This is a genomic window from Streptomyces ipomoeae 91-03 (assembly GCF_000317595.1).
GTDB lineage: Bacteria > Actinomycetota > Actinomycetes > Streptomycetales > Streptomycetaceae > Streptomyces > Streptomyces ipomoeae.
On the sequence record NZ_AEJC01000492.1, the window covers coordinates 1 to 13,504 of the forward strand.

Genomic DNA, 13,504 nt, shown 5'->3' on the forward strand with positions numbered 1-13,504 from the left:
GTCCGGAGTCAGCCGAACCGCTGCGTCATCAGCCGAACTGCTGCTCAAGGTCCTTGAGCTTGCGCTCAAGGGAGTCGAGCCGCGGCAGGGCCATGGTGTCGTCCTCCGCGGTGAGGTCGACGGTGATCGACTTGTCACCACCGTTGCGCACGGGCTGCAGGGAGGGACGGGTACGTACGGGCAGCTGCTCCGGCGTCGATATGGCAGGCTCCGAGGCCACCTGGGCCGCGGGCACGCGCTCCACGGTGGTGTCCACCTGGCGCCCGCCACCGCCACCGCCGCCGCGACCGGGCAGACCCCGGTGGCCACGGCTGATCGCCTTGAGATGGGCGCGCTCCAGGCGCTCCTGCTCACGCTTGCGCGAGCGGTTCTCCTGCTTTATGCGCTTGTCCTCGCGTACCTCGTCCACAGCCTCGTCCAGGCTGCGCACGCCCTCCAGCAGCATCAGCGACCAGGCCTTGTACGTCTCGCGCGGGGCCCGCAGCCAGCGGACGACACGGATCTGCGGCAGCGGACGCGGCACGAGGCCCTGCTCGCGCAGCGCGGCCCGGCGGGTCTGCTTCAGCGCGCGGTCGAAGAGCACCGCGGCGGACATGGACATGCCTGCGAAGAACTGCGGGGCGCCGTCGTGGCCGAGACCCCTGGGCGCGTGCACCCAGTTGAACCAGGCCGCCGCACCCGCGAACGTCCACACGAGTATGCGTGAGCCGAGGGCCGCGTCACCGTGGCTGGCCTCGCGCACCGCGAGCACCGAACAGAACATGGCGGCGCCGTCCAGGCCGAACGGAACCAGGTACTGCCACCCGTTGGTGAGGCCCAGGTTCTGTTCGCCGAAGCCGACCAGGCCGCGGAAGGAGAGCGCGGCGGCGACCGCGGCACAGCAGAAGAGGAGGATGTAGGAGGCGGTGCCGTAGAGGGCCTCCTTGCGCCTGCGACGCTCCTCGCTGCGTTCCCACGAATCCTCGGTCTTAGCGTGCTCCCCGGAGCGCTTGCCGCGCGCGAGCACCGCCACCGCCGCCAGCATGCCCAGGAGCAGTACGGCGCCCGGAAGCAGCCAGTTCAGCGATATGTCGGTCAATCTCATCAGGGGTCCCTTGCATTGGGATAGGGCGTAACGCCCGCCATAGTGGCCCAATCCTCGCGGCCCTCAGGGGGTTTCGGGGCAAGAGACCGCCAAAGAAGTGCAATGAGTGACGCATGACGGCATTCTGCTCGAACTACCGCGCGAGGGACGGGAGTTGAGTGCGAGTGAGATTACCCGTTCGAGTGGTTCCACGGAAAGTTCCTGCGACAAGTGAGGAATTTGTGAACCACCTGTAACCCGACGAGGGTCCCACCCGGAGTGGATCTTACGGCACATGCCCCGGGCGATCGCCGGGGGGTCGTTCGGCAGTGCCGTGGGGAGAAGGGGGTGTCAACCGGTGGCGGCGGCCGTCAGCCTGGCGATCCGCTCCGCCTCGCAGGTGCGCGGACAGGTGACACAGGTGTCCTCCGGCTCCAGCGTGTAGAACATGCAGCAGCTCGCCCGGTCGCGGGTGGACAGTGACTCACCGTTCGGGCCGGTCAGTTCACGGAACCCCGCGGAGCCCACGTACGGCCGGGTCGCGCCCGGCAGCAACAGCTCCAGCTCGCGCCGGCACCGCTCCTGCTCGTCCGTGCCGAGGAGTTCGGCGATGTACCAGATCCCCTCGACCACCTCGTCGGTCGCCATGCCCCACAACGCGCGTCCCCGCCGTCGCATACGTGGCCCGAAGCCGCCGAGGACCGGCTCTATGTGCTCGGCGAACGCCGCCCGCACCTCGGCCCGCAGCGCCTCCTCGTCCGGCACCGTCCGGGCCCCCGGCGCACCGGCGGCCGGGTCGCCCGGCAGGCAGCTGAACGTTTCCCCGCGCACCACCAGGCGGCTCTCCTCCCGATGGAACGCCACATGCTCGGCCGGGAACCGCGGCACCCGGCGCTCCAGGAACCAGGGCACCGTGAACAGCAGGCAGGCGTACCAGGCGTACCGGTGCAGTCCGAAGGTCGCCACGACGTCCGGGCGCCCCTTCTGGCCGTGGTCCCGAAGTATCTGGGCCTCGTCCCACGCCAGGAACCCGTCCAACTCGGCGTCGGCCGCCGCGAGCCCGGCCGCCGTAACCCACCCCTCACCTTCGGGCAATGGATCAGTGAGGGAGAGTTCTGTCACGCTCATCACCGGCAGTACCTCGGTGAGACGGGCGTACGCCGCCGACATGGGCGACGTGCGCGAACCGGGTGCCGGAGCCGGTGCTGAAAGAGGCATACGGAGACCGCCGTTTCACCATCGCTGCCAAGTAAGGCTTACCTTACCCGTGATGGTCGAGGTTTGAACTGAGCGCATGTACGCCTATGGTGCTTTACGACCGGTAACAACCCCAGTAGTGACCTAAGCGCCCCATGTACTACTCGGATCTGTTGCTCGGCCGACTTGCCCGTACACCCGACTCGGCTCGCAGGAGGACCCGTGAACCAGGCCGGACCGCGCCCATCCGCTGCCGCGGCCTATCGAGTGCCTGCGCAGCCCGGGGTCGCCGACGTGGACCGGGAGCGGGGGCGGGGCGCCACCGCGGCGGGCGACGCGAGCGCGGTACGCCGTGACCTGGCCCAGGCGACCGATGCCGACGCCGCCAGGGGGGAACACACCCACAGCGAGACGCCGATTCCCCTTCCCCGGAGTACGGCGGGCCCTGGCCCGGCGGATGCGCAGGGGCGGCCGGTCGTGCAGCGGGCCTCGGTGCGGGGGCAGATCCTCGACGCGCTGCGGGCCGCTCTCGCCGCCGGGGAGTTGACGCCGGGCGAGGTGTACTCGGCGCCCGCGCTCGGTGAGCAGTTCGGGGTTTCCGCCACGCCGGTCCGCGAGGCCATGCAGCAACTGGCCATCGAGGGCGCGGTCGAGGTCGTACCCAACCGGGGGTTCCGTGTCGTGCGGCGCGGGGCGCGTGAGCTGGCCGAGCTCGCGGAGGTGCGGGCGTTGCTCCAGGTGCCGGTGATCCTGCGGCTCGCGCGTACGCTGCTGGCCGACCGCTGGGCCGAGCTGCGGCCGCTGGCGGAGGAGACGGCTCGGGCCGCCTCCTCCGGGTGCCGGGCCACGTACGGCGAGGCCGATCGTGCGTTCCACCGGGGGATGCTGGCCCTGGCCGGGAACGAGCAACTGGTGCAGATCGCCGACGACTTGCATCGCCGGACCCAGCTGCCGCTCAGCGCCGGGTCGGTGGCCGGGACGCGGCTTGAGCTGTTGGCGGACGCGGCGGAGCACATCGCGTTGCTGGACGCGTTGATGGCGGGGGATCTCGAGGCGGTGGAATGCCTCATGGGTAATCACTTCGGCGGGGCGTAGGGCAGGCGAGCCGACGCCGTAGGGGCTGTGCGCCGTTGTCGGCTGTCGGTCGTCGGTCGTCGGTCGTCGGTCGTCGGTCGTCTGTGGCCGGTCGCGCCCACGCGGCGGAGCCGCGCGTGTGACAGGCCCGAGCCCGTTGAGGGCGCGGCCCTTACTGTCCGGCGCGGCCCCGGCCGTCCTCCCCGGCCCTCACGCCGTCGCGGCCGGTGGCGCCAGTTGCCGTGACAGCCATGTCGGTACGCCACCCAGGAGACGGAAGAGACGGCGGGCCTCCTCGCGGAGACGGGAGGCCTCGGGCTCGGGTTCGGCGTCGGCCAGGGAGGCGAGGGCGGGGGCCGTGCCGACCAGATAGCCCAGTTCCTCCCGGATGCGCAGGGACTCGGCGAAGCCGTGGCGGGCCTCGGCCAACTCACCTTCGTGGAGGGCGAGTCCGGCGAGGTGACGCCAGGTGAAGGACTGCAGGAGAAGGTCGCCGTGGGCGGTCGCGCCGGCGTGGGCGCGGCGGTAGGCGGCGCGGGCGGCCTGCGGGGCGCGGGCGAGGTTCTCGGCGATCAGGCCCCGGCGGAAGTCGAGTTGGGCCCGGCCGGGCGCGCCCGGGGGGATCAGCGCGGCGGTTCGGCCGAGCGCGGCGGGAGCCTCGTCGGCCCGGTCCCGTACGCCGAACAGCGTCGCCGCGTACGCCAACTGGCCGCGCTCGCAGGCCGCCGCGCCCCGCTCCTCGTCGCTGCGGGCCAGTGCCTCGGCCGTGCGCAGCGCGTCCTCGGCCTCCTCCCAGCCCTGCTCGGTGTAGAGACAGCGCTCGACGAGCAAGGCGGTCCGCTGGAGCGAGGCCTGTGGAGTGACGGGTTCGAGCAGCGCGGCCGCGTCGGCCCAGCAGGCGCGTGAGCGCAGCCGCCATACCGCGGTCTGGAGTGGATCGTCGCTGGAGGTCGTTCCGTTACCAGACATGGCGGTATGCGCCACGTTGCCCTCCCCGAGCACGCCGTTGAGCCTTAGGTGGTGGCGGCATCTCAGCATGAATCACCGGGCTCGGCCAAGGGGGTGGGTGAAGGAATTCACAAAGTCATGGGGTGCGGGCGGCGCACGACGATCTTCGTCCACAACCCCCTTGACCTCAGCTCATGCGCAGCGCCAGGAAGAAGTCGAGCTTGTCCTCCAGACGGGAGAGGTCTCGGCTTGTCAACTGCTCGATGCGGCCCACCCGGTAGCGCAGCGTGTTGACGTGCAGATGGAGGCGGGCGGCGCAGCGGGTCCAGGAGCCGTCGCAGTCCAGGAAGGCCTCCAGGGTGGGGATCAGTTCGGCGCGGTGGCGGCGGTCGTAGTCGCGGAGGGGGTCGAGGAGGCGGGCGGTGAAGGCGCGGCGGACGTCGTCGGGGACGAACGGGAGCAGGAGGACGTGGGAGGCCAGCTCCTGGTGGCCTGCGGCGCACACCCGCCCGGCGCGCGCCGCGGCCACCCGGCGTGCGTGCCGGGCCTCCTCCAGGGCGCCGCGCAGTCCCTCGGCGGAGTGCACGGCCGCGCTGACGCCGAGGGTGAGCCGTCCGTCGTCGTCGAGGCCGGCCGACAGCGGGTCCCGTACGGCCGCGAGGAGAGTGTCGGCGTGGACGCCCGTCTCGGAGCCGTCGTGCTCGGAGGAGACCGCCGGGAGGGGGACGAGAGCGATGGCCTCCTCGCCGGTGTGGGCGACGGCGATCCGGTCGGAGTGCTCGGGGCCCGTCGCCAGCGGGTCCACCAGGACCTCCTCCAGCAGGGCCTGGGCGATCGGGCCGGTGCCCGGTTCGCCGCCGTCCCACTCGACCCGTGCCACGACCACCTGCCAGTGCGGCGCCGCCCCCAGGCCGGGCAGCAGCACCGGCGCGGCCACCCGCAGCCGGGCCGCGATCTCGGCCGGGGCCGCCCCCGCCTGCACCAGCTCAAGGACCTCCTGGGCGAGCCGTCGCCGTACCGTACGGGCCGCGTCGCGGCGGTCCCGCTCGATCGCGATCAGCTGGGTGACGCCGTGCAGCAGGTCGAGCCGCTCGGCGGCCCAGTCCCCGGCGTCGGCCTCGACCGCGAGCAGCCAGTCGGACAGCACGGTCTCGCGCACGTCACGGGCGGCGGTGTTCGCGTCACGGCCCGTGCGGCTGATCGGGAAGAGCGAGTACGTCGTCGCACCGACGGTCACCCGGTACGGGCCCCGCCGTCCCGTGCGGGTCGACGCCAGGTGCTCGCCGGCCAGATGCGCGCACAGCGCGGGTGGCAGCGGGGGCCCTGCGACCTTCGGGCCCGCGATCAGCCGGCCGGTGGGGGAGAGGACCCAGGCCCTGAGGTCCAGGTCGGAGCCGAGCAGGTCGAGGACGACATCGGGGCCGCCGCCCGCCGGGCCGGAGGTCATCATCCGGCGGTGGCGGTCCACCACGGCCGCCAGGTCCCCGGCGCGCTCGCCCGAGACCTGCCGTACGACGTGCTCGGTGATCGTCGCGAAGGCCACCGACTCGTTGACCGCGAACAGCGGCAGCCGGTGCCGGGCGCAGGCCACGATCAGGTCCTCGGGGATGTCGCCCAGCTCCGCCTCGCCGGCGGCGAGCGCCGCGACCCCGGCGCCGACCAGGATCCGTACGAAGGGCTCGGAGTCGGCGGCGCCCCGGCGCCAGGCCAGGCCCGTGAGGACCAGCTCGCCGCCGGAGAGATAGCGGCTGGGGTCCCGCAGGTCGGTGGTCATCACACCGCGCACGGTGCGGTCCAGCTCGTCCTCGCCGCCGAGCAGCCGCAACCCCAGCGCGTCGGTGTCCAGCAGTGCGCGCAGGCGCATTCTCGTCGCCGCCGTTCCTGTGTCGTCTTGTCCTGGAGATGTCTCGTTGTCTTGGAGATGTCTCGAAATCAACGGTCGGTTCGCCCGGGGGGCGTGCTCATGACTTCCGGGAGAGGGTGGGTTCGAAAGGCCGGGAGCAGGCCCGGGCGGTGGCCTGGGACTTTCGGAGCCTGCCCTCGGGGCCCCGACTGTGCCCTGGATGTTTCCAGGCGAAAACAAGGAGGTTTCTGGTGGTCTCCGTTCATATGAATCTACAAGATACGCCCCCTGGCCAGCCAACTCCTTCATGTCTTCCGTGACTGACCGGGGCGGAGCGCGGCGCTGTGTACTGACGTCGGACCACGTGAACAGAGCATGGACGAGCCGGGCCCGCCGCACACGATCTGGCTCAAACGGAACTGCTCCGAGACGACAGAGACGAAGAAGAGAGCCGGTCATGGACTTCCTTCGCCCCGCCAGTTGGGAGGAGGCGCTCGCTGCGAAGGCCGAGCACACCACCGCTGTACCGATCGCCGGCGGCACCGATGTGATGGTCGAGATCAACTTCGACCACCGTCGGCCCGAATATCTGCTCGACCTGAACCGCATCGGTGATCTCTACGAGTGGGAGGTCGGCGAGGAAACGGTTCGGCTGGGCGCGTCCGTCCCGTACACCCGGATCATGGAGAACCTCCGCGCCGAACTGCCCGGACTCGCCCTGGCCTCGCACACGGTGGCATCCCCGCAGATCCGCAACCGCGGCGGCGTCGGCGGCAACCTCGGCACCGCCTCCCCGGCCGGCGACGCCCACCCGGCCCTCCTCGCGGCGGGCGCCCAGGTGGAAGTCGAGTCCGTAAGGGGCTCCCGGCTCATCCCCATCGACGACTTCTACACCGGCGTGAAGCGCAACGCCCTCGCCCCCGACGAGCTGATCCGCGCCGTGCACATCAAGAAGGCGGACGGGCCGCAGCAGTACTCGAAGGTCGGTACGCGCAACGCGATGGTCATCGCGGTGTGCGCGTTCGGCCTGGCCCTGCACCCCGGGACGCGGACGGTCCGCACCGGCATCGGCTCGGCCGCGCCGACCCCGATCCGCGCCAAGGCCGCCGAGGAGTTCCTCAACGCGGCGCTCGCCGAGGGCGGCTTCTGGGAGAACGGAAGGATCGTCACTCCTTCGGTCGCCAAGCAGTTCGCCGAGCTGTGCGCCGCCGCCTGCAACCCCATCGACGACGTCCGGGGCACCGCGAGCTACCGCCGCCACGCGGTGGGCGTCATGGCCCGCCGGACCCTGATGTGGGCCTGGGAGTCGTACCGCGGCACCGACCGCGCCTCGCGTCAGAAGGGGAGTGCCGCGTAATGCGCGTCAACTTCACGGTCAACGGCCGTCCGCAGGAAGCCGACGACGTGTGGGAGGGCGAGTCCCTGCTGTACGTGCTGCGCGAGCGGCTCGGTCTGCCCGGCTCCAAGAACGCCTGTGAGCAGGGCGAGTGCGGCTCGTGCACCGTCCGCCTCGACGGCGTACCGGTGTGCGCGTGTCTGGTGGCCGCCGGACAGGTGGAGGGCCGCGAGGTCGTCACCGTCGAGGGGTTGGCGGACTACGCCAGGCAGCGCGCCGAAGGCGGCCCGCACGCCGAGCGCGGCGGTTGCGGGACGGGCGCGTGCGGTACGTCGAACGCGTCGGCGGCCTCTGATACGTCGGCCGCTTCGGGCGCTTCGGGTACGTCGGCCGCCTCTGGTACTTCCGGCGCGTCCGGGACCTCGCTCGACGAGGCCAAGCGGTGGCAGGCGAAGGGCGCCGACTCCCGGACCGGCGAGGGAGTGGAACTCTCGCCGATCCAGCAGGCGTTCATCGACGCCGGCGCCGTCCAGTGCGGCTTCTGCACACCGGGTCTGCTCGTCGCCGCCGACGAGATGCTGGAGCGCCACCCCAACCCGAGCGACGCGGACATCCGCGAGGCGCTGTCGGGCAATCTGTGCCGCTGCACCGGCTACGAGAAGATCATGGACGCGGTCCGCCTGGCGGCCGCCCGGCAGTCCGAAGGGGTCTGAGCATGGGAACCACCGGTCTGCCCGCCAACCTCACCCAGGGCTCGCGCACCAAGGGCGGCATCGGCGAGTCCACCCTCCGCCCGGACGGCACGCTCAAGGTCACCGGCGAGTTCGCGTACTCGTCCGACATGTGGCACGAGGACATGCTCTGGGGCCAGATCCTGCGCTCCACGGTCGCGCACGCCGAGATCGTCTCCATCGACACGAGCGAGGCACTGGCCACACCCGGTGTGTACGCCGTCATGACGTACGACGACCTGCCGACCGACGTGAGGCACTACGGCCTGGAGATCCAGGACACCCCGGTCCTCGCCCACGGCAGGGTCCGGCACCATGGCGAGCCGGTCGCGATCGTCGCCGCCGACCATCCGGAGACCGCCCGCCGCGCCGCCGCCAGGATCAGGGTGGAGTACCGCGAACTGCCGGTCATCACCGACGAGGCCTCCGCGACCGCGCCGGACGCGATCCTGCTCCACGACAACCGCACCGACCTCCCCCAGCCTCAACTTCGTTCGACCGGGGGGACCCCCCTCAGCGGCCACGTCCCGCACCCGAACATCGTCCACCGCCAGCCCATCATCCGCGGCGACGTGGCGAGGGCCCGCGAGCGCGCCGATGTGATCGTCGAGGGCGAGTACGTCTTCGGCATGCAGGACCAGGCCTTCCTCGGCCCCGAGTCCGGACTCGCCGTACCCGCCGAGGACGGCGGCGTCGACCTCTACATCGCCACACAGTGGCTGCACGCCGACCTCCGCCAGATCGCCCCCGTCCTGGGCCTGCCCGAGGACAAGGTCCGTATGACGCTGGCGGGCGTGGGCGGTGCCTTCGGAGGCCGCGAGGACCTGTCGATGCAGATCCACGCCTGTCTGCTCGCCCTGCGCACGGGCAAACCGGTCAAGATCGTCTACAACCGTTTCGAGTCGTTCTTCGGACACGTCCACCGCCACCCCGCCAAGCTGTACTACGAGCACGGGGCGACGAAGGATGGCAAGCTCACGCACGTCAAGGCCCGGATCGTCCTGGACGGCGGCGCGTACGCCTCCTCCTCACCGGCGGTCGTCGGCAACGCCGCCTCGCTCGGCGCGGGCCCGTACGTCATCGACGACGTCGACATCGAGGCCATCGCCCTCTACACCAACAACCCGCCCTGCGGCGCCATGCGCGGCTTCGGCGCGGTCCAGGCGTGCTTCGCGTACGAGGCGCAGATGGACAAGCTGGCGGCGAGACTGGACATGGACCCGGTGGAGTTCCGGCGGCTGAACGCCATGTCGCAGGGGAGCCTGATGCCCACCGGCCAGGTCGTCGACTCCCCGGCCCCGGTCGCCGAACTCCTGCGCCGCGTCAAGGCGATGCCCCTGCCGCCCGAGCAGCAGTGGCTGGCGGCGGGCGAGGACGCGGACGTACGGCAGCTGCCGGGCGGCCTGTCCAACACCACGCACGGCGAGGGCGTCGTACGCGGCATCGGCTACGCGGTCGGCATCAAGAACGTCGGCTTCTCCGAGGGCTTCGACGACTACTCGACGGCGCGGGTGCGCATGGAGGTCGTCGGCGGCGAGCCGGTGGCGACGGTCCACACGGCCATGGCGGAGGTCGGCCAGGGCGGCATCACCGTCCACGCGCAGATCGCCCGCACCGAACTGGGCGTCACCCAGGTGACCATCAACCCGGCGGACACCCAGGTGGGTTCGGCCGGTTCGACGTCCGCGTCCCGCCAGACGTACGTCACCGGCGGCGCCGTGAAGAACGCGTGCGAGCTCGTCCGCGAGAAGGTCCTGGAGATGGGCCGCCGCAAGTTCGGTACGTACCACCCGGCTTGGGCGACCGCGGAACTCCTCCTGGAGGGCGGCAAGGTCGTCACGGACGCCGGCGAGGTGCTGGCGGACCTGGTCGACGTGCTCGGCGACGAGTCGGTCGACGTCACGGAGGAGTGGCGGCACCGGCCCACCGAGCCCTTCGACCCGCGCACCGGCCAGGGCTTCGGCCATGTCCAGTACTCCTTCGCCGCGCACCGGGCGGTCGTCGAGGTCGACACCGAGCTGGGCATGGTCAAGGTCGTCGAACTGGCCTGCGCCCAGGACGTCGGCAAGGCCCTCAACCCGCTGTCCGTGGTGGGCCAGATCCAGGGCGGTACGACCCAGGGTCTCGGCATCGCGGTGATGGAGGAGATCGTCGTGGACCCGAAGACCGCGAAGGTCCGCAACCCCTCCTTCACGGACTACCTCATCCCCACGATCCTCGACACCCCGACCATCCCCGTCGACCTGCTCGAACTGGCCGACGCCCACGCCCCCTACGGCCTCCGAGGCGTCGGCGAGGCCCCGACCCTGTCCTCGACGCCGGCCGTCCTCGCGGCCATCCGCAACGCGACAGGCCTGGAACTGAACAAGACCCCGGTCCGTCCGGAACACCTGACGGACACGGCGTAACCGACCGGCTGCGCATGCGGTTCGCCGCCCGCACCGTGGTGCGCTGCCGCGTGCGTACCATCTGCGCAACCACCGCTTGTCGAGGAGACCGAGAGATGCTGGACATCGCCGCAGAACTGCACCGGTGGGTCGAGCAGGGGCGTGACTTCGCCGTGGCCACCGTGGTGACCGTCGGCGGCAGCGCGCCCCGCCAACCCGGCGCCGCCCTCGCGGTGGATGCCGACGGCACGGCGATCGGCTCGGTCTCCGGCGGGTGTGTGGAGGGCGCCGTCTACGAGCTGTGCCGACAGACGCTGGAGGACGGCGAGCCGGTCCTCGAACGCTTCGGCTACAGCGATGAGGACGCCTTCGCCGTCGGCCTGACCTGCGGCGGGATCATCGACATCCTCGTCACCCCGGTGCGGGTCGGCGATCCCGTCCGCCCGGTGGTCGTCGCCGCGCTCTCCGCCGCCGCGAGCGGACGGGCGGCGGCGATGGCGCGGATCGTCTCCGGCCCCGCCGATCTGCGGGGCCGGGCGCTCCTCGTCCGCCCGGACGGCTCGTACGACGGTGGCTTCGCCGCCCATCCCGAGCTGGACCGCACGGTCGCCGCCGAGGCCGGCGCCTTCCTCGACGCCGGCCGCACCGGCACCCTGGAGATCGGGGAGCGGGGCTCTCGTTGTGGAGCACCGCTCACGGTTCTGGTCGAGTCCTCCGTGCCTCCGCCCCGGATGATCGTCTTCGGCGCCATCGACTTCGCGTCGGCGCTGGTGAGGATCGGCAAGTTCCTCGGCTACCACGTGACCGTCTGCGACGCCCGCCCCGTCTTCGCGACGAAGGCCCGCTTCTCCGAGGCCGACGAGATCGTCGTCGAGTGGCCGCACAAGTACCTGGAGCGGACGTCGGTGGACGCCCGCACGGTCTTGTGCGTCCTCACCCACGACGCCAAGTTCGACGTACCGCTGCTGAAGCTGGCGCTGCGGCTCCCGGTCGCGTACGTCGGCGCCATGGGCTCCCGCCGCACCCATCTCGACCGCAACGAACGCCTCCGGCAGGTCGGCGTCACCGAGCTGGAGCTGGCCCGCCTCAGGTCCCCCATAGGCCTCGACCTCGGCGCCCGCACGCCCGAGGAGACGGCCCTGTCCATCGCCTCCGAGATAGTCGCCGACCGGCGCGGCGGCAGCGGCGTCTCCCTGACCGGGGCGCACACGCCGATCCACCACGACGGCACCTCCGATGTGACGGAACTGCCGAGCCTCCGCGTTTCCTGACCTTGTGCCCTGGCCGAACCTTGTGCCTTGACCGACGGGGCGGCAGGGTTGACCGTCTGCGATACGGAACATCACATCGGGGGCGGACAGTTGAGCACGACGACCATGGAGCAGGGCGCGGGCGGAGGCAGGGACGAGGACCCGGACGGCCCCCACTCGGACGGGCTGGGCAATGGAGGCCCGGACAACGGCGGTCCGGACAACGGCGGTCCGGATGACGGGGGCCCGGACAGCGGCGGCCCGGACGACGACGTGAGCGAGGCGGGAGCCGACGGTACGCGTGACCGGCGGCGGCTCTCGACAGCGGCCACCACCACGCTCGGCCTCTTCCTCCTGGCCGACGTCGTCTTCGTGTGCGGAGCGCTGGTGACCCTCTGGCCGGTGGTGCTGGCGACGGTCGAGCCCGGGGCGGACCCGGCGGCCACCGCGCGGTGGGCGCCCTTCGGGCTCGGGGACTGGGAGCTGACCGCCGACACCGCGATGCTGCTCGCGGTGGTGGTGTGCAGCGCGCTCGGCAGCTTCGTGCACGCGGCCACGTCGTTCGCGACGTACGTCGGCAACCGGCGGCTGTACGCGAGCTGGCTGTGGTGGTACCTGCTGCGGGCCGGCATCGGAGTGGCCCTCGCCCTCCTCGTCTATCTGCTGCTGCGCGGCGGCCTGTTCGCCGGCAGCTCCGGTGCCGGGGCGACCAACCCGTACGGCTTCTCCGGCATAGCGGGGCTCTGCGGACTCTTCTCCAAACAGGCCACCGACAAGCTGCGCGAGATCTGCGACACCCTCCTCAGCACGACGGGCGACGGCGACCGCGACCGCCGCGACGGCCTGGCCACCAGCCGAAGCGGGGACCCGGACCGGGGCCGATCCTGATCCGAGGCCTTGGAGGCCCGAGGCCCTGGATGCCCCAGGCCTCGGGACCCCGCAGCCCCGAGGCCGGGGCACGAGCCGCCGAGGCCGGAGGAGCCGAGCCCCGGGCCGAGCCCCGGACACTCACGCACTCACGCCGGCTTGCGCGCCAGCAAGTACCCCTGCGGGGTGTTCTCCTTGGGCCCGGCCTCCCGTTCCAGGCGAGCGGACTCGACGAAACCCGCGTCCTTCAGCAACTCGGCGATCAGGTCGGTCGGGTAGCGGTAGACGTCGAGGTCCAGATCGTGGCCGTACGCGTGCGACAGGTGGTAGGACTCCTCGCCGACCTTGAAGGCCATCTGGAGGAGGCCGCCGGGGGCGAGGACGCGGTGGAACTCGCCGAGCAGCACCGGGAGTTCGGCGGGTGGTGTGTGCACCGTCGAGTACCAGGCGACGGCACCGGCGAGCGAGCCGTCCGCCAGGTCGAGCGCGGTCATCGTGCCGACGTCGAACCGCAGCCCGGGGTGCGCCCAGCGGGCCACGGTGACCATCTCCGGGGACAGATCGATACCGAAGACATCGAGCCCGAGCGAGGCCAGATGCCCGGTGATCCGCCCCGGCCCGCACCCCAGGTCCGCGACGGGCCCGCCACCGCTGCCCAGCACCAGCTCGGCGAACACCCCCAACACCGACCGGTCGAACGGGTTCTTCGCCATCTCCTCCCGGAGCAGGAGCTCGTAGTCGGCGGCGACGGTGTCGTAGGACAGTCGGGTGGTGTGCAGGTGATCGGTCATGGTCGGGGACAGTAGCC

The 13,504-nt window shown here is 71.6% G+C and carries 11 protein-coding genes; 6 read left to right on the forward strand and 5 right to left on the reverse strand.

Annotated features, from left to right (window positions below):
• Window positions 1-28 precede the first annotated feature (28 nt).
• Window positions 29-1,084: a DUF2637 domain-containing protein gene (locus STRIP9103_RS32190; protein WP_009327448.1), complete on the reverse strand. Its 1,056-nt coding sequence runs from the start codon at window positions 1,082-1,084 to the stop codon at window positions 29-31.
• 330 nt (window positions 1,085-1,414) lie between these two features.
• On the reverse strand, window positions 1,415-2,233 hold the full coding sequence (locus STRIP9103_RS32195) for a (2Fe-2S)-binding protein (protein ID WP_048821374.1): 819 nt from the start codon (window positions 2,231-2,233) through the stop codon (window positions 1,415-1,417).
• Window positions 2,234-2,482: 249 nt separating this feature from the next.
• Here STRIP9103_RS32195 and STRIP9103_RS32200 point away from each other — a divergent pair, with 249 nt between their 5' ends.
• Complete coding sequence (locus STRIP9103_RS32200; RefSeq protein WP_009327461.1) at window positions 2,483-3,355, forward strand: GntR family transcriptional regulator; 873 nt, start codon at window positions 2,483-2,485, stop codon at window positions 3,353-3,355.
• A gap of 189 nt (window positions 3,356-3,544) precedes the next feature.
• Here STRIP9103_RS32200 and STRIP9103_RS32205 read toward each other — a convergent pair whose 3' ends face one another.
• The gene (locus tag STRIP9103_RS32205) at window positions 3,545-4,318 is read right to left on the reverse strand and encodes a hypothetical protein (protein ID WP_009327458.1); all 774 of its coding nucleotides are present in this window, start codon (window positions 4,316-4,318) and stop codon (window positions 3,545-3,547) included.
• 151 nt (window positions 4,319-4,469) lie between these two features.
• The gene (locus tag STRIP9103_RS32210) at window positions 4,470-6,146 is read right to left on the reverse strand and encodes a PucR family transcriptional regulator (RefSeq protein WP_009327466.1); all 1,677 of its coding nucleotides are present in this window, start codon (window positions 6,144-6,146) and stop codon (window positions 4,470-4,472) included.
• Between the two features lie 436 nt (window positions 6,147-6,582).
• Between STRIP9103_RS32210 and STRIP9103_RS32215 the strand changes: the two genes are divergently transcribed.
• The 5 genes from STRIP9103_RS32215 to STRIP9103_RS32235 all read left to right on the forward strand — a co-directional run bounded on the left by STRIP9103_RS32215 (window position 6,583) and on the right by STRIP9103_RS32235 (window position 12,717).
• The gene (locus tag STRIP9103_RS32215) at window positions 6,583-7,482 is read left to right on the forward strand and encodes an FAD binding domain-containing protein (protein ID WP_009327445.1); all 900 of its coding nucleotides are present in this window, start codon (window positions 6,583-6,585) and stop codon (window positions 7,480-7,482) included.
• Window positions 7,482-8,174, forward strand: coding sequence for a (2Fe-2S)-binding protein (locus STRIP9103_RS32220; protein WP_009327464.1), 693 nt, complete (start codon window positions 7,482-7,484; stop codon window positions 8,172-8,174). Before STRIP9103_RS32215 ends, STRIP9103_RS32220 begins: the two co-directional genes overlap by 1 nt.
• 2 nt (window positions 8,175-8,176) lie before the next feature.
• Window positions 8,177-10,600: a xanthine dehydrogenase family protein molybdopterin-binding subunit gene (locus tag STRIP9103_RS32225; protein ID WP_009327454.1), complete on the forward strand. Its 2,424-nt coding sequence runs from the start codon at window positions 8,177-8,179 to the stop codon at window positions 10,598-10,600.
• Between the two features lie 95 nt (window positions 10,601-10,695).
• Window positions 10,696-11,850: an XdhC family protein gene (locus STRIP9103_RS32230; protein ID WP_009327467.1), complete on the forward strand. Its 1,155-nt coding sequence runs from the start codon at window positions 10,696-10,698 to the stop codon at window positions 11,848-11,850.
• 90 nt (window positions 11,851-11,940) lie between these two features.
• Entirely contained in the window at window positions 11,941-12,717 is a 777-nt protein-coding gene (locus STRIP9103_RS32235; protein ID WP_234022356.1) for a hypothetical protein, read from the forward strand.
• A 128-nt stretch (window positions 12,718-12,845) separates the two neighbouring features.
• On the opposite strand, the gene STRIP9103_RS32240 is transcribed toward STRIP9103_RS32235, so the two are convergent.
• Window positions 12,846-13,487 carry a class I SAM-dependent methyltransferase gene (locus STRIP9103_RS32240; protein WP_009327465.1) on the reverse strand — a complete coding sequence of 214 codons (642 nt, stop codon included), beginning with the start codon at window positions 13,485-13,487 and terminating at the stop codon, window positions 12,846-12,848.
• Window positions 13,488-13,504: the final 17 nt, after the last annotated feature.

What these genes read in the sequence shown, in the direction of transcription:
- STRIP9103_RS32225 (WP_009327454.1), top strand. Translation starts at nt 8,177, where the DNA reads ATGGGAACCACCGGTCTGCCCGCCAACCTCACCCAGGGCTCGCGCACC.
- STRIP9103_RS32195 (WP_048821374.1), bottom strand. Translation starts at nt 2,233, where the DNA reads ATGTCGGCGGCGTACGCCCGTCTCACCGAGGTACTGCCGGTGATGAGC.
- STRIP9103_RS32220 (WP_009327464.1), top strand. Translation starts at nt 7,482, where the DNA reads ATGCGCGTCAACTTCACGGTCAACGGCCGTCCGCAGGAAGCCGACGAC.
- STRIP9103_RS32230 (WP_009327467.1), top strand. Translation starts at nt 10,696, where the DNA reads ATGCTGGACATCGCCGCAGAACTGCACCGGTGGGTCGAGCAGGGGCGT.
- STRIP9103_RS32215 (WP_009327445.1), top strand. Translation starts at nt 6,583, where the DNA reads ATGGACTTCCTTCGCCCCGCCAGTTGGGAGGAGGCGCTCGCTGCGAAG.
- STRIP9103_RS32190 (WP_009327448.1), bottom strand. Translation starts at nt 1,084, where the DNA reads ATGAGATTGACCGACATATCGCTGAACTGGCTGCTTCCGGGCGCCGTA.
- STRIP9103_RS32210 (WP_009327466.1), bottom strand. Translation starts at nt 6,146, where the DNA reads ATGCGCCTGCGCGCACTGCTGGACACCGACGCGCTGGGGTTGCGGCTG.
- STRIP9103_RS32240 (WP_009327465.1), bottom strand. Translation starts at nt 13,487, where the DNA reads ATGACCGATCACCTGCACACCACCCGACTGTCCTACGACACCGTCGCC.